The organism is Mucilaginibacter sp. OK268 (assembly GCF_900103125.1).
Taxonomy (GTDB): domain Bacteria; phylum Bacteroidota; class Bacteroidia; order Sphingobacteriales; family Sphingobacteriaceae; genus Mucilaginibacter.
Map to the genome: position 1 here is coordinate 171,686 of NZ_FNJV01000006.1, position 14,523 is coordinate 186,208.

Annotated in this window: 12 protein-coding genes; 6 read left to right on the top strand and 6 right to left on the bottom strand. The window is 44.0% G+C overall.

What is annotated here, in order from left to right:
- Positions 1 to 13 precede the first annotated feature (13 nt).
- Positions 14 to 2,065 carry a M13 family metallopeptidase gene (locus tag BLR84_RS19170; RefSeq protein WP_090471344.1) on the top strand — a complete coding sequence of 684 codons (2,052 nt, stop codon included), beginning with the start codon at positions 14 to 16 and terminating at the stop codon, positions 2,063 to 2,065.
- A gap of 186 nt (positions 2,066 to 2,251) precedes the next feature.
- Here BLR84_RS19170 and BLR84_RS19175 read toward each other — a convergent pair whose 3' ends face one another.
- Positions 2,252 to 3,199 (bottom strand): tryptophan 2,3-dioxygenase family protein, encoded by a 948-nt coding sequence (locus BLR84_RS19175; RefSeq protein ID WP_090471726.1) that lies wholly within the window; start codon positions 3,197 to 3,199, stop codon positions 2,252 to 2,254.
- 138 nt (positions 3,200 to 3,337) lie between these two features.
- Between BLR84_RS19175 and BLR84_RS19180 the strand changes: the two genes are divergently transcribed.
- The gene (locus BLR84_RS19180; RefSeq protein WP_090471346.1) at positions 3,338 to 3,808 is read left to right on the top strand and encodes a universal stress protein; all 471 of its coding nucleotides are present in this window, start codon (positions 3,338 to 3,340) and stop codon (positions 3,806 to 3,808) included.
- A 74-nt stretch (positions 3,809 to 3,882) separates the two neighbouring features.
- On the opposite strand, the gene BLR84_RS19185 is transcribed toward BLR84_RS19180, so the two are convergent.
- Together BLR84_RS19185 and BLR84_RS19190 are read right to left on the bottom strand one after the other, a co-directional pair.
- Complete coding sequence (locus tag BLR84_RS19185) at positions 3,883 to 5,172, bottom strand: HAD-IB family phosphatase (RefSeq protein WP_090471728.1); 1,290 nt, start codon at positions 5,170 to 5,172, stop codon at positions 3,883 to 3,885.
- A gap of 280 nt (positions 5,173 to 5,452) precedes the next feature.
- Complete coding sequence (locus tag BLR84_RS19190; protein ID WP_090471348.1) at positions 5,453 to 6,418, bottom strand: NAD-dependent epimerase/dehydratase family protein; 966 nt, start codon at positions 6,416 to 6,418, stop codon at positions 5,453 to 5,455.
- 200 nt (positions 6,419 to 6,618) lie between these two features.
- On the opposite strand from BLR84_RS19190, the gene BLR84_RS19195 reads away from it, so the two are divergent.
- The 3 genes from BLR84_RS19195 to BLR84_RS19205 all read left to right on the top strand — a co-directional run bounded on the left by BLR84_RS19195 (position 6,619) and on the right by BLR84_RS19205 (position 10,261).
- The gene (locus BLR84_RS19195; RefSeq protein WP_090471350.1) at positions 6,619 to 7,800 is read left to right on the top strand and encodes a formimidoylglutamase; all 1,182 of its coding nucleotides are present in this window, start codon (positions 6,619 to 6,621) and stop codon (positions 7,798 to 7,800) included.
- Positions 7,801 to 7,857: 57 nt separating this feature from the next.
- Positions 7,858 to 9,030: a TlpA disulfide reductase family protein gene (locus BLR84_RS19200; protein ID WP_090471352.1), complete on the top strand. Its 1,173-nt coding sequence runs from the start codon at positions 7,858 to 7,860 to the stop codon at positions 9,028 to 9,030.
- A gap of 85 nt (positions 9,031 to 9,115) precedes the next feature.
- Positions 9,116 to 10,261, top strand: coding sequence for a TlpA disulfide reductase family protein (locus BLR84_RS19205; RefSeq protein ID WP_255366991.1), 1,146 nt, complete (start codon positions 9,116 to 9,118; stop codon positions 10,259 to 10,261).
- Positions 10,262 to 10,392: 131 nt separating this feature from the next.
- On the opposite strand, the gene purD is transcribed toward BLR84_RS19205, so the two are convergent.
- The 3 genes from purD to BLR84_RS19220 all read right to left on the bottom strand — a co-directional run bounded on the left by purD (position 10,393) and on the right by BLR84_RS19220 (position 13,228).
- Positions 10,393 to 11,667: a phosphoribosylamine--glycine ligase gene (gene purD, locus BLR84_RS19210; protein WP_090471354.1), complete on the bottom strand. Its 1,275-nt coding sequence runs from the start codon at positions 11,665 to 11,667 to the stop codon at positions 10,393 to 10,395.
- 105 nt (positions 11,668 to 11,772) lie between these two features.
- A complete protein-coding gene (locus BLR84_RS19215; RefSeq protein WP_090471356.1) occupies positions 11,773 to 12,189 on the bottom strand; it encodes an acyl-CoA thioesterase in 417 nt (138 codons plus the stop codon).
- A 157-nt stretch (positions 12,190 to 12,346) separates the two neighbouring features.
- Positions 12,347 to 13,228 carry an AraC family transcriptional regulator gene (locus tag BLR84_RS19220; protein WP_090471732.1) on the bottom strand — a complete coding sequence of 294 codons (882 nt, stop codon included), beginning with the start codon at positions 13,226 to 13,228 and terminating at the stop codon, positions 12,347 to 12,349.
- An 89-nt stretch (positions 13,229 to 13,317) separates the two neighbouring features.
- On the opposite strand from BLR84_RS19220, the gene BLR84_RS19225 reads away from it, so the two are divergent.
- Positions 13,318 to 14,268: an NADP-dependent oxidoreductase gene (locus BLR84_RS19225; protein ID WP_090471358.1), complete on the top strand. Its 951-nt coding sequence runs from the start codon at positions 13,318 to 13,320 to the stop codon at positions 14,266 to 14,268.
- Positions 14,269 to 14,523: the final 255 nt, after the last annotated feature.

The window sequence follows — 14,523 nt, forward strand, 5'->3', positions numbered from 1 at the left end:
TAAAAAACAATTTATGAGAATCACAAAATGGGCTTTGGCGGCTATCCCTGTCGCCATTTTAGCGTCATGCGGCCAAAAAAAAGAATCGTCATCAACCGATGATGTTCCAAAACGTACCGTATTTTTTGATAAAACAGGTATGGACACCACGGTAAAACCTGGCGACAATTTTTATTTGTACGCCAGCGGCGCCTGGGTAAAGAAAACCGAGATCCCGGCATCGCAGCGCGGATGGGGTTCGTTTTATACGCTGTATGACGATAACCAGAAAAACTTGCACAAAATACTGGAAGAGATAACCAAACAGGATAACGCTGCAGGTAGCAAGGAGCAAAAAGTGGCCGACCTGTACACCAGTGGTATGGATACCGTAGGCATCGAAAAACTGGGTTATGAGCCCGTTAAGCCTGTACTTGCTAAAATTAGCGCGGTGAAGGATTATAAAGGTCTGGTAAGCCTGGCTGCCGATAGCTATAAAGAAGGCGGCGGCTTTTTATTAGGATTTTCTGTTGGTCCGGACGACCGTATCAGCACCCAAAACATTGCTCATTTTGACCAGGCTGGTTTAGGCTTACCTAACCGCGATTATTATTTCAACAGCGACTCGGCTACGGTTAAAATACGTGCCGCCTATGTAAAATACATAGCCAAACTGTTTACGCTGACTGGCGTTGACGAAGCTACAGCCACTAAAAAGGCCGATGGTATCCTGAAACTGGAAACATTGATAGCCAAATCGCACCTGACACCAACCGAACTGCGCGACCCGGTTAAGAACTACAATAAATTCGCTGTTGCCGAGCTGCAAAAACAGATCCCGGATATCGACCTGAAAGATGCCTTTAAACGCCTGGAGTTAAATGCCGATACCGTTTTGGTAGGTCAGCCTGCTTATTTAAAAGCGCTGGATGGCTTGCTAAAATCTGAACCTATTGAGGTTTGGAAAGATAAAGCCACTTTTACCGCTTTGGATAATGCCTCAACAGCCTTGAGCAAAGCTTTCAGAGATGCCAACTTTGAGTTTAACGGCAAAACGCTGAGTGGTAAAAAACAAGAACAGGAACGCTGGAAAACCGTTATAGAAACCGTTGATGGTGGCATTGGCGAATTGTTAGGTCAGCTTTATGTAGAGAAATATTTTACGCCCGATGCTAAACAACGTATGCTTACCCTGGTAAACAACCTGCAAAGCGTATATAAAGACCGTATTGAAAAACTGGACTGGATGAGCCCCGAAACCAAGGCCAAGGCTCTGGCTAAGCTGGCTGCCTTCACCAAAAAAATTGGTTATCCCGATAAATGGAAAACCTATGATGATGTGACGATCAGCAAAGATGCTTATTACAAAAACCAGGAATCCATTGCCCGTCACCACTACAACGAAATGATCAAAAAGGCAGGCAAACCAGTTGATAAAACCGAATGGGGTATGACACCGCCAACGGTTAACGCCTACTATAACCCTACCTTTAACGAGATCGTTTTCCCAGCTGGTATATTACAATTCCCTTTCTTTGATAAGGATGCGGATGATGCCATTAACTATGGTGCTATTGGCGCGGTGATCGGTCACGAAATGACCCACGGTTTTGATGACCAGGGCCGTCAGTACGACAAAGATGGTAACCTGAAAGACTGGTGGACCAAACAGGATGCCGATAAGTTTAAAAGTCGTGTAGGTCTGATGATAGAGCAATACAACAAATTTACCGTATTGAACAACCTGCACGTAAACGGCAGCCTTACCCAGGGCGAAAACCTGGCTGATATTGGTGGTGTGGCTATCGCTTACGAAGCGTTTAAAAGAACCGAGCAGGGCAAAGGCGATGCTAAGATTGATGGCTTTACACCCGATCAGCGTTTCTTCCTGTCGTTTGGCCAGGTATGGCGCATCAAAACACGCGACGAAACTATGCGTATGCGTATCAGCATTGACCCGCACTCGCCAGAAATGTACCGTGTGAACGGTTCGCTGTCAAACACCCCGGCATTTTACAAAGCATTTGACGTAAAACCCGGCGATAAACTTTACCGCCCCGAAAATGAGCGTGTGAAAGTTTGGTAAGATATAATTGCCTGTGAGGACACAGGTAATGGGAAAAAAAGAAAAGCGCCGTCTGGTATCAGAGGGCGCTTTTCTTTTAAAATATTTTGTCATTCTGAGCGTAGCGAAGAATCTGTTCTGAAGATTGTATGTTCAAGAATAGATTCTTCGTCCCTCAGAATGACAAACAAATGTTATTAAGATATTTTAAGCTAGTACGCTCTCCACCCAGGCCTTGCCCCAATTCTCAAGCTCATCGGCGGTCCATAGCGTTGGGTAAAATATCCGTTTCTGGAAACGTGGGGGCAGGTACTTTTGCCAGTTGGTTCCTCCGGTGGCTTTGATCTCCTCGGGTTCACGGTTCAGGTATCGTACTGCCGATTTATAGTGTGATAGCGGCCAGTTGATGTTCACGTTCACATCCAGTTGTTTGAGTTCCAGTTTAAGCTCGGGTGTTAATTGCCCGGCGGCTTCAAACTGGCGGGCCAGGGCATTAAAGTTGTGGTTAACACTGGCTTTGCCCAGCTCAATAAATATTTTGGAATATTTTTTCTCAAACTGTTTGAGGGTGAGTGTTTTTTTGCCGGTGGATAGTTCCGTCGCGCCAAATTTCCAGTAGAGGTATTCAAATTGGTCCTCGATAGAAGCCTTACTGAGCTCCTGGCGTTTGTCCTTATCAACCAGGTTAATGAAATCGGTAGCATGTATCTCGATCATGCGATACTGGCCCGACTGGAACCCGCTGGCTGGCAGCAATGACATCCTGAATTGAAGGAACTGTTCTTTCTCCATCCCATCAACCATGATCTCAAATGATTGGGTAAGGGCGCCAAAATAGCGGTTGATGCGTTTTAACCGTGCGGTAAAAAACTCAACGGTAAGCGGTTGTGCTTCGGCAATTTGCCGGCACTCATGCAGGGCTAATTTAAAATACAGCTCGGTGATCTGGTGATAGATAATAAATATCTCCTCATCAGGAAAGGGTGTTTTAGGGCTCTGCAAGCTTAGCAGAGTATCCAGGTGGATATAGTCCCAGTAGGTTAAAAAATCGGCATGCAGCAGGCCGTCAAGGTAGGAGGTCATGTCCTGCCCCATGGCTTCATATTTTTCCTGCAAACGTGCCAGGCGATCTTCAATTTCAGGATGGAAATGCATGATCAAAGGTAGTAAAAATGAGATATCAGCAAATTGAGATGATATCTGCAAAAAGCAGAAACATTTTTGCGGCATAAATGTCTTTATAGCAACATACCCGATCAAAATTTTAACGCTGAAAATTTAAGCTTAAACCTCATGAAGATCAGTAAAATACTTATAGGTATTGACGATAGCGCGTATGCGCGCAATGCTGCTGCCTATGGCTTTGATATGGCCCGCGATTATAAAGCTGCTGTGGGCTTGGTGCACATCATCGAACCCATTGTAATACCTTCAACACCGGCAGATAATTTAACCGGGATACCCATGGATAGCACCTTTGGTATTCAGGATGTGGAGTTAAGCGAGGTGCAAACCAGCCAAACAGAAACACTTATTGCTAATACCATCAAAGAGTTTGGGGATGGACTGGAGATAACGGCTTTTAAACAATATGGCTCCCGGGCCGAGGGGATAATTGACTGCTGCAAAGAGTTTAATGCGGATATTATTGTAATTGGCACGCACAAACGTTCGGGCTTCGACCGCCTGCTCATCGGCAGTGTAGCCGAGCATGTGGTACGCCATTCGGCTGTTCCTGTGCTGGTGGTGCCGTTTACGGAGTAAGGTGGTACGTTATAAGTTTTACGTGATACGTTTTCATGGTTACGTACAACGCCAAACGTATAACCAACAACGTATTAATACAGCAACCTGAACTTAATAGTATGTTCAATAGCTTTTAGCTCGTTAAGTACCTGCGGATCATAACCGGTGTTTACGTCGGTAATTACATAGCCTATGAGGGCGTTGGTCACCAGGAATTCGCCTACTATATTGATGTTGTGGCGGGCAAATACCTCGTTTATTTTGGCCAGTATGCCGGGTATGTTTTTATGGATATGTATGAGCCTGTGGGCATTATTGATGCGGGGTGGCTGCAGATCTGGAAAATTGCAGCTGGTATGTGTTTTACCCTCGTTCATAAAAGCCATTACCCGGCGGGGTATAAAATCGTTATTATGGGGGTTATGTTTAGGATCGTCAAATATGATGATGCCACTTTCTGTAGCTGCATCGGCCAGCTTACGGTTGCATTTGCCAAAAATACCGATCACTTTTAGTCTGCCCGCGTTTTGTACTTGTTCCGGACTGGGCTGATTGGCTTCATCGCAAAACAAAACGCCGGCTTCTTCCAGGTATTTATCTTCAATACTTTCGCGATGGCGCAGGTTATAGCCTTCTTTTTTCATTTGCGCCAGCGCGTCATCATCCACATTACCTACTATAAGGCATTTGATGCGATTTTTTGGATACGATATAGCCCGCGGCAGCTTATTGAGGTATAAAAACTCGTCAAAGCTCGGTGTTATGTGGTCGGCTTTTTCGGCTACAGATTTACGTTCGATGTTTTCGGTAAAGGCGAAGAACTTTTTGATCATGCCCGATTCCTTCAGCTGGAAATCTGAATAACCATCACCAATGCCATAAATATCGCCGGGCAGTTGCAGTTCTTTCAGCAATTTAACTTTACCGCCTTCCTGTGATAATGGGTTTTCACGGTCGTAACCAATGATCTTGCCATCCTCGTCAAACACAAAAGTATTCGCGTAGATGTTTTCTTTTTTGATATGATATTCGGTAACTACCGGGGTAATAAACTCTTTAAAGCCACCGGATACAATCAATACCTCGTCCTGGTGATTTTTAAAAAATATGGTATTGCGCGAAAAAGAAGTAGATACCTTTTTCTTAAGATGGGTGATGAGTTGCTTTAAATGATCGCGGTTGGCCTCTAATAGTTTAACGCGGTTTTCCAGACTTTCAGTGAACGACAAACGACCTTCCATTGAGGCGTTGGTCAAATCTTCTATCTGTTTGTAAATAGCCTCCCGGTTGGGGTGATTTTTGAGGGAAATGCGGGCCAGTTCGTCAAGGGCCTCTACCTGTGTAAACGTGCTGTCGAAATCAATAATAAAGTACTGCTCCATCTTGGGTGCAAATGTGCGAAATTTTTTGCTGATGAGGTGGAATAATATATAGAATCCATAGGGGTTATCATGATTGATTACTATAAAGTTGTAGTAGGATAGGGCGTCAGGTATAATCATCACGTCATTGCGAGCTCAGCGTGGCAATCCCTAACTATACAGAGCGGATCTGCTCATCAGGGATTATTAATGTTATGCTTGTTTTATTTGGTATTAATGAGCTCCCTCTGGTCGGTTGTCTTCGTGCCTCGCAATGACGCACGGAGAGTGAAGTGCTGCTTCAGGCCAGCGCCTTGCACACCTCCGCAATAGTTTCGCTTACCGGTTTAAACTCAATATTGATGGCCGCTTTGATCTTTGAATTATCAAAATTCCGGACCTCAGAAGCTGCCCGGGCCGAGACCTTGTCGATAGCAGGTGATCCACCGGTTAAGGTGGCAATGATGGCCGCCCCGCGCCAGGCCAGGCCCATCATCCAGGGTTTGGCAAATTTGGCTGGTGGTTTTATGCCGAAATTGTGGGCAATTTCGGTGGTCATAGCTTGATAAGTATAATTTTCGGCACTGATAATATAGCGTTCGGCTGTAATATCGCTGTTCATGAGTGCTACCATACATTTGGCCACATCTACCACATCAACAAAACCACCACTGCCGCCGGTATAATATTTAAGTCCTTTGCGTACGGTCTGAAACAGGGCTCCCGTGCCGGATGTACCCGCGCTGACCCCTAAAATGAGGGATGGGTTAACAATCACAGCATCCAGGCCTTCGGCAATGCCCCGCCACACCTCCATTTCACTTTCCAGCTTGGATATGGCATAACCATCATGCTCGGTAGATTGTTCCAGGTGATGGTTCTCGGTGATCAGCTCACCTGGTTTGGCTATACCAATGGCGGCTATGGAGCTCACATGAACCATCCGTATGCCACGCTCGGCACACAGGTTAACCACATTGGCCGTACCTGTAACATTGGTATTGATCATAGGATCTTTATCCACCTGTTTTAAGGACACCCAGGCCGCGCAATGGTAAACCTGTTTAATACCTTCCAACGCGTCGGCAAGGGCGAATATATCCATCATATCGGCATCAACCCATTCTATTTGCGTTTGATAGGGTATTAACAGAGCGGGTATCCTGGAATTACTCCTTTTTGTGCAACGGATATGTTGGCCTGAATTCACCAGCAGTTTTGCCAGTTCAGCTCCTAAAAAACCTGTTGCGCCGGTGATCAGTATCATATGTGCAAATGTGATAATAAATGTGCAGATATGTAGATGTGCGGATGTGCAAATTTTTTGTTTGAATTAGAGTTAAAGATCACCAGAATTATAAAATCATCTGCACATCTGAAATTCGCATATTTGCACATCCGCATATTTGCACATCTGCACATCTATCTGCACATTTGCACATCTGCATATTTGCACATTAAAAAATTATGTCCTTAGCTGATTTTTTTACACCCATTGATCTTAAAAAGATCGCTCCTAAAAAGGGGTATTATACCAGCCAGCTTGGCGACAAAATTGTGCATTATTCTGTCGATTTTCCCGATCTGGAAGAGAAAACTGACCTGGCCATCATTGGTGTTATGGATGATCGTAATGCTACCGATAACCCGGGTTGCGCACTTGGTCCCGATTATATCCGCGAAAAACTTTACCAGCTTTATGAAGGCGGTTACAGTGTAAAAATTGCCGATCTGGGTAATATACGCGCCGGGGCCACGGTTACCGATACTTATTTCGCGCTTAAAACTGTAGTTGCAGAGCTTATCAAAAAAGATATCATCCCTATTATATTAGGCGGCGGCCAGGATTTGACCTATGCCCAATACCTGGGTTATGAGGACCTGGAACAAAAAGTTGACCTGGTAGTTGTTGATTCGCATTTTGATCTGGATGAAGACGATACGCGGGGTGGTATTGAAACCACCTCCACATCATATCTTAATAAAATATTTTTGCACGAGCCTAATTTCCTCTTCAATTACAGTAACCTGGGTTACCAAACTTACTTCGTAAGCCAGGAAAGCCTGCGGGTAATGGAGAAGCTTTATTTTGATGTACACCGCCTGGGCGAGCTTACCGGCAATGTGGCAGTCACCGAACCGGCCATCCGTAATGCCAGTATGATTAGTTTTGATGTGGGGGCCATTCGCTCGGCCGATGCTATGGGCAACGCCAACGCTACACCAAATGGTTTTTACGGCGAAGAAGCCTGTCAGCTTTGCCGCTATGCGGGTTTTAATGATAAGTTAACCTCCATCGGTTTTTATGAGTTTAACCCGGCCTATGACAGCAACGGGCAAACCGCTACACAACTGGCGCAAATGATATGGTATTTTATTGAAGGGGTTTATAACCGTAAGCGCGATTTTCCGCTTAATCCTAAAAGCCAGTATCTCATTTATAAAACCAGCTTAAAGCACGAAGATCAGGAAGTGGTGTTTGTGAAAAGCAAAAAATCCGACCGCTGGTGGATGCAGGTACCTTACCCTACAGGCGGATCACGGAACGAGCGTTTTCACCTGGTGCCCTGCAGTTATGCCGACTATAAAATGGCAGCTTCGGGCGAGTTACCCGATCTTTGGTGGCGTACTTATCAAAAATTAAACTAATAATTATAATTCAACCGGCATTCTTGCGTTAAGAATGCTTATAGTTTTGATACTCAAATGAAGAAATTGATTTTCTCTGTGGCAGCTATGTTGCCGATAATGGCATTTGCCCAAGCCCCCGATACTTTTACTATTAACGGTAAAGTAGGCACTATTGGTGCTCCTGCCAAAGTGTACCTGATATATCAGCTGGGTTCCAATAACGTGGTGGATTCATCTAACGTAACCGCTGGTAGTTTTAGCTTTAAGGGTAACCTATTAAACCCGGTGAATGCAACCCTGTCGTTAGATTATAAAGGTATCGGTCTGAACAAATTTATACAGCAGAATTATCCGGATGGTGGTCCGTCAAGTACCGCAGATGATCTGAACCTTTTTTTGGAAAAAGGTACAATAGCCATCAATAGTAAAGATTCTCTTTCCAAATCCCTGATCACCGGCTCGGTTTTAAATGATGATAACCGAAGGCTTACAGGGCAACTGGCCGCAATCAATAAAAAAGCGCAGGCATTAATGGCCGAAGCCAAAGCCGCTACGCCCGAACAACAAAAAGCGCCTGATTTTCAAAGCAGGATGCAGGCCCGTTATAAAAACATCCAGGCCGAACAGAAGGCGGTACTCAAAAATTTTATTACCAATAACCCAAACAGCTATTTGAGCTTGCTGGCTATTAACTCAGTGGCTGGCCCGGCGCCTGATCCTTCGGAGATTGAACCTTTATTTAATGGCTTGTCACAAAGTTTAAAAGATTCAGAAAGTGGTAAAAACCTGAAACACGGTATCGACGCTTTAAAAGTTACCGCTATAGGAGCCCTAGCACCAGATTTTATACAGAGCGATGTCAATGGTACACCGGTTAAGCTGTCGTCATTTCGGGGTAAATATGTGCTGATCGATTTCTGGGCTTCCTGGTGCGGTCCTTGCCGTCAGGAAAACCCGAATGTGGTACGTAACTATAATAAATATAAAACTAAAAATTTCACGGTATTAGGTGTGTCGCTTGATAAGCCGGAAGGTAAATCGGCCTGGCTGGAAGCGATTAAGAACGATGGGCTAACCTGGACACAGGTATCCGACCTTAAATTCTGGAACAATGAAGCAGCTGGTCTTTACCAGGTAAGCTCTATCCCACAAAATTTCCTGATCGATCCGGATGGAAAGATCATAGCCAAAAACCTGCGTGGGGAAGATCTCGACGCCAAACTGCAGGAACTGTTTGGTAAAATTTAACATGGCAGGGTGTTAAGCACCGGTGCATTTGGTAATATTTTAATCAATAAGTATTTATATAATTGAAATATTACTATTTTGCCGTATGAATATTACCGCGCTAAAAAAAATAACTTTACTGGCATTGGCAGGTATGCCGGCCATAGGTTTTGCACAGGATGCAAAATATACTGTTCAAGGTAAAATTGGGGACAGTAACGCACCTGCTAAAGTATACCTGGAATATCGCAAACAAGGTAAAACTATTATTGACTCGGTTACTTTAACTGGTGGCAAGTTCCAGTTTAGTGGTGTAACGGGTAATGATCCTGTTAGCGCGTACCTGTTATTCAATAAAAAAGGTAATGGTGCTAATAATTCTGAAGATTACCGTTCTATTTATATTGAGGCTGGAACAGTTAATGTTGCTACCGCCGATCTGCTGGCAAATGCTACCGTTGACGGGCCAAAAATCAATAAGGATAACGAAAAATACAGACTGGCCCAAAAGCCTATAAACGATGCTTATAAAGCGCTTGAAGACAAGCAAAAAGCAGCAACTCCCGAACAACAAAGTTCTCCTGAATTTATTAAAAAAGCTAAGGCTGACGAAAAGGCCATAGATGATCAAAGTGCTCTTGTCGATAAAAAGTTTATTCAGGATAACCCTGATTCATACATCAGTCTGAACGCGCTGGAAGGTTATGCCTACAGTGCCGATTATGTGGATATCGCACCATTATTCAGTGCCTTAACACCAGCTGTAAAGGAAACCGAGGCCGGTAAAAAATTCGCCGAGCGTTTACCCAAACTCAAAGCGGTGGCCTTAGGCGCTACAGCTCCTGAGTTTGCCGAAGCCGATACCAGCGGTAAGGAGATCAGCCTATCATCATTCCGTGGTAAATATGTATTGATTGACTTCTGGGCTTCATGGTGCGGTCCATGCCGCAGGGAAAACCCTAATGTGGTTGTGGCTTACAATAAATATAAAAACAAAAAATTTACTATCCTGGGTGTGTCTTTAGACAGGCCGAATGCTAAAGATAAATGGCTGGCAGCTATTCATAAAGACGGCCTTACCTGGAACCATGTATCCGACCTGAAATTCTGGGACAGCAAGGCTGCCGCCTTATACGCGGTGCGCGGTATCCCTCAAAACTTTTTATTAGATCCTAACGGTAAGATCATCGCCAAAAACCTGAGAGGCGAAGACCTGGAAAATAAACTGGCCGAAATTTTTGGAAAGATATAATTTGATCATTGAGGCATAAGGTCATTAAGTCATTGACCTGATAGATAATAAAGAAGGCGTAATAATTACTTATTACGCCTTCTTTATTTTTTTCAATGACTCAATGACGATTCATCAAATGACCTAATGATCTACAGTAGGTCAAACCCGATATCACGGCGGAAATACATGCCATCGTAATAAATACGGCTGGCATCGGCGGTAGCCTGTTGCAGGGCATTAAACATATTGTCCTGTAGGGTGGTAATAGCCAAAACGCGGCCTCCGGTGCTGATCACGTTGTCGCCATCGGTTGATGTGCCTGCGTGAAACACGATAGATTCATGGATGTTCTCGGTTCCGGTGATCACCTTGTTTTTAAGGTACTCACCAGGGTATCCGCCTGCCACCATCACTACGGTAGCCGCGGTTTTAGGGCTGATAACTAATTCTTTCTGATCCAGGTTTACTTCGGCAACGCCTTGCAGAAGGTCAACAAAATCGGAGTCGATACGGCGCATTACGCTTTCTGTTTCCGGGTCGCCCATGCGGCAGTTGTATTCAATAACCCAGGGCTCGCCCTCGCTGTTCATCAAACCAATAAAAATAAAGCCTTTATAAGGGATGCCATCTTTTTTCAAACCTTCAATGGTCGGGATGATCACTTTCTCCTCTACCTTTTTCATATAAATAGCATCGGCAAATGGCACCGGCGAAACAGAGCCCATGCCGCCGGTATTCAGTCCGGTGTCGCCTTCGCCAATACGTTTATAGTCTTTGGCTTCGGGCAATATCTTATAACTATTACCATCGGTCATTACAAATACCGAAAGTTCAATACCTGTTAAAAACTGTTCGATGACCACGCGTGAACTGGCTTCGCCAAATTTGGCTTCGGCAAGCATCTCGGTAAGCTCCTGCTGGGCCTCTTCAAGGGTGGTACATATCAATACGCCTTTGCCGGCTGCCAGTCCATCAGCTTTCAATACCACAGGTAAACCCCCTGTGGTCAGGTAGGTTAAACCTTCCTGTAAAGTATCTTTAGTAAAAGTTTTGTAAGCGGCCGTAGGGATGTTATGTTTTTCCATAAACTGTTTGGAAAAGTCCTTACTGCCTTCCAGTTGAGCCGCTTCCTGTTGCGGACCTACAACCGGGATGTTTTTCAGCTGCTCGTCGTTCAGGAAAAAATCATGAACGCCTTTTACCAGCGGTTCTTCGGGGCCAACCAGTACCAGGTTAATGCCATTGCCGAGCACAAAAGTTTTGATACCTTCAAAGTCGGTAACTTTAAGGTTAACATTGGTGCCATACTGCGTGGTGCCGGCATTACCGGGCGCAATAAAAAGGTTTTGACACTTTGGGCTTTGAGCAATTTTCCAGGCGAAGGCACTTTCCCTTCCGCCCGAACCGAGGATCAGGATATTCATGGCGGCAAAGATAGTTATTTGACATTAAGTTTGGGACGATACTCTATCTCATAAAAAAGACCTTTAACCATGCAGGCTAAAGGTCTTTTCTTAATCAATTCTAGGCTAAGCTTCCAAAACCGGCGCGTCTTTTATTTTTTCCAATACCGATGCCGGTAAATAAGGCCTGCCACCGGTAGCAGGTACGCAGGTGCCGGTAAAAACAGCCTTGGTCATCACCTTATTATTCAGGATGATGGATTGTTTAAAGTGCAGCTTGGGAGCTCCGCCTTTATCTGCAAAAAGCTCGCAGGTTACCGTAAAGTCATCTCCTTTTTTCAGCGATCTTAAAAAGCTGATGCTATAATTTGATAACACCATGTATACACCGTTTTTAGCCTCGATCTCGAAATCAAAGCCCAATATTTCGCGGATGTAATCATGTCGGCAGTACTCCATATAAAAAGGGTAATACAGGCCATCCATAATTTCCTGAACATCGATGTGTTCTTCCTTCGCAACGTAATTTTTAGAATATTCCATAAGTATGTATTTTAATAGGGCAATGCGGCAAATATATAAACTAAAAAATCCCGGCTATATTACAGTCGGGATTTTTATTAATAGTATTTTAACTTATTTGGCAAAGGCATTTTTTAACTCGGTACCAGCCTGCAGTGTGGCTGCTTTTAATACTGTTTTAAGCTACTTTAAATTTTATGGGTTGATCATTTCCCCGTATGTTTTTCCGGAATTGTGCCGGCGACTCACCCTTGTATTTTTTAAATGTTTTGGTGAGATGGCTTTCATCGGTAAAACCAAGCTCAAAGGCAATTTCATTCAGCCGCATATTACTATGACGCAGCCTGGTTTCGGCCAGCGACAGTTTGTAATTAATGATGAATTGCTGCAGGTTTTCGCCGGTTTGTTTTTTAAAATACTCGCTGATATAGTTGGTGGAGATCTTAAACTTTTCGGCAATATTTTCGGCCTTTAACTTTTCGGCATCATAAATATTCAGGTGTACATGGTTGATGATTTGCAAGGCAATGGTATCACCTCCTGTTTTCGCGTCGCATCTGATGGTGATGTTGCGGGTTACTATCGTGACCAGCGTATTGATCAGTTGCTGTACCAGCTCCTTTTGCATGTTCGGGCCTTGCTCATATTCGGCTACAATTCCGGCTATAATGGCGTCTACCAGCGGTTGGTCGCGTTCATTCCTGATGATTTCACCCTGATCCTGTTTGCTTTGGAAAATATATTCCAGTTTCTGCATCCAGTTTTCTGCGCTATGCTGTTCTTCATTGCCGGCGGTTATACCCTTCAGGTAAATATTATTAAAGCAAATAAATACAAAAGAGGTGGTCTTTTCTACCGTAAAATGATGCGTCATGAACGGGCCCAGCATGTAAAGGTTGCCGGGTTTGTACCGGAAATCGTTACCATTAATATTATGCATACCCTCACCCTCCATAATGTATACCAGTTCAAAAAAGGTATGCTTATGGGTGCGCATCGGGCACTCATCCGACCGAAGAAGCCTGATTTCGAAAGGGTCAAATAGGTGTTGGGTCTGCATATCCTTAAATACTACTTTTTTATCCCAAAAATGTACAGGAATTGGGGCCTTGCCTAACCCGATCTTTGGGGTATACAAAAAGTAAAGATATGAAAGCTATAATATTAAGTGAAAACGGTGGTACCGATAAACTCATTTTAAAAGAGATAAGCAAACCTCTAATTGCGCCAAATGAGGTGCTGATTGCAACAAAAGCCATTAGTATTAACCCGGTTGACGGTTTTGCACGGACAAATGAAGTTTACACAAAAAAGAAACTGATGCCGCTACCCGGTGAAGAAATGATACTGGGTTGGGATGTTGCTGGCACAGTTGTAGAAACCGGCAGCGAGGTGACCGATTTTAAAAATGGCGACGAAGTATTTGGTATGGTTAAATTTCCGGGTCATGCTAAAGGTTATGCCGAATATGTGGCAGCCCCGGCCGGGCATCTGGCTAAAAAACCTGCCAATACATCATTTAACGATGCCGCTGCGGCTACCCTGGCTGCTTTAACAGCATGGCAGGGTTTGGTTACTTATGCCAAGGTACAACCAGGCGATAAGGTGCTGATCCACGCGGCCGCAGGCGGTGTTGGGCATTATGCTATTCAAATAGCAAAACATTTTGGGGCTTATGTAATAGGTACAGGTTCGGCAGCAAGTAAAGATTTTATACTGAGCCAGGGCGCCGATGAATTTATTGACTATACCCTGGAAAAGTTTGAAGAAAAGGTGCAGGATGCCGATATCGTGCTTGATTCTATTTATGGCGATCACATCCTGCGCTCAATTAACGCGGTGAAACGGGGCGGACGTTTAGTAAGCCTGCTTGCCTTTTTTGAGGGTGAAATTGCCGAAAAGGCCAAAGCTAAAGAGCTGCTTACCTACCGTATAGCTGTGGAATCAAACGGTAACGATATGAAACAGATCGCGAAACTCATGGCCGATGGGGAGTTAAAATCATATGTTTCTGAAGTTTACAGTTTTGAGGATATCCCTAAAGCGCAGGATAAAGTTGATGGCGGCAAAAGCAGGGGTAAAGTGGTGGTTGAGTTATAATTTTAATCATTTGTATAATACGCTGATAAACAATAAGAGCCGGTTTTTAAGCCGGCTCTTATTGTTTTAATATGGCCTGGAAATTAAAGGTTATATTAATTATAAAGTAATAATAAATAATAAATGCGATATTTGTCATACATCTGTCAGGCTGCTGATAAAAATATCGCATCCAAAAAGAACGGATAATTATTGGGGGAAACCTCATTATGGCGGGTAGGATGAATGGCAGATATAATTTTTTAAACCATTAAA

Coding starts and splice junctions, on each gene's coding strand:
- BLR84_RS19205 (WP_255366991.1), top strand. CDS start 9,116: ATGAATATTACCGCGCTAAAAAAAATAACTTTACTGGCATTGGCAGGT.
- BLR84_RS19185 (WP_090471728.1), bottom strand. CDS start 5,172: ATGGAGCAGTACTTTATTATTGATTTCGACAGCACGTTTACACAGGTA.
- BLR84_RS19175 (WP_090471726.1), bottom strand. CDS start 3,199: ATGCATTTCCATCCTGAAATTGAAGATCGCCTGGCACGTTTGCAGGAA.
- BLR84_RS19190 (WP_090471348.1), bottom strand. CDS start 6,418: ATGATACTGATCACCGGCGCAACAGGTTTTTTAGGAGCTGAACTGGCA.
- purD (WP_090471354.1), bottom strand. CDS start 11,667: ATGAATATCCTGATCCTCGGTTCGGGCGGAAGGGAAAGTGCCTTCGCC.
- BLR84_RS19200 (WP_090471352.1), top strand. CDS start 7,858: ATGAAGAAATTGATTTTCTCTGTGGCAGCTATGTTGCCGATAATGGCA.
- BLR84_RS19180 (WP_090471346.1), top strand. CDS start 3,338: ATGAAGATCAGTAAAATACTTATAGGTATTGACGATAGCGCGTATGCG.
- BLR84_RS19225 (WP_090471358.1), top strand. CDS start 13,318: ATGAAAGCTATAATATTAAGTGAAAACGGTGGTACCGATAAACTCATT.
- BLR84_RS19220 (WP_090471732.1), bottom strand. CDS start 13,228: ATGCAGACCCAACACCTATTTGACCCTTTCGAAATCAGGCTTCTTCGG.
- BLR84_RS19170 (WP_090471344.1), top strand. CDS start 14: ATGAGAATCACAAAATGGGCTTTGGCGGCTATCCCTGTCGCCATTTTA.
- BLR84_RS19195 (WP_090471350.1), top strand. CDS start 6,619: ATGTCCTTAGCTGATTTTTTTACACCCATTGATCTTAAAAAGATCGCT.
- BLR84_RS19215 (WP_090471356.1), bottom strand. CDS start 12,189: ATGGAATATTCTAAAAATTACGTTGCGAAGGAAGAACACATCGATGTT.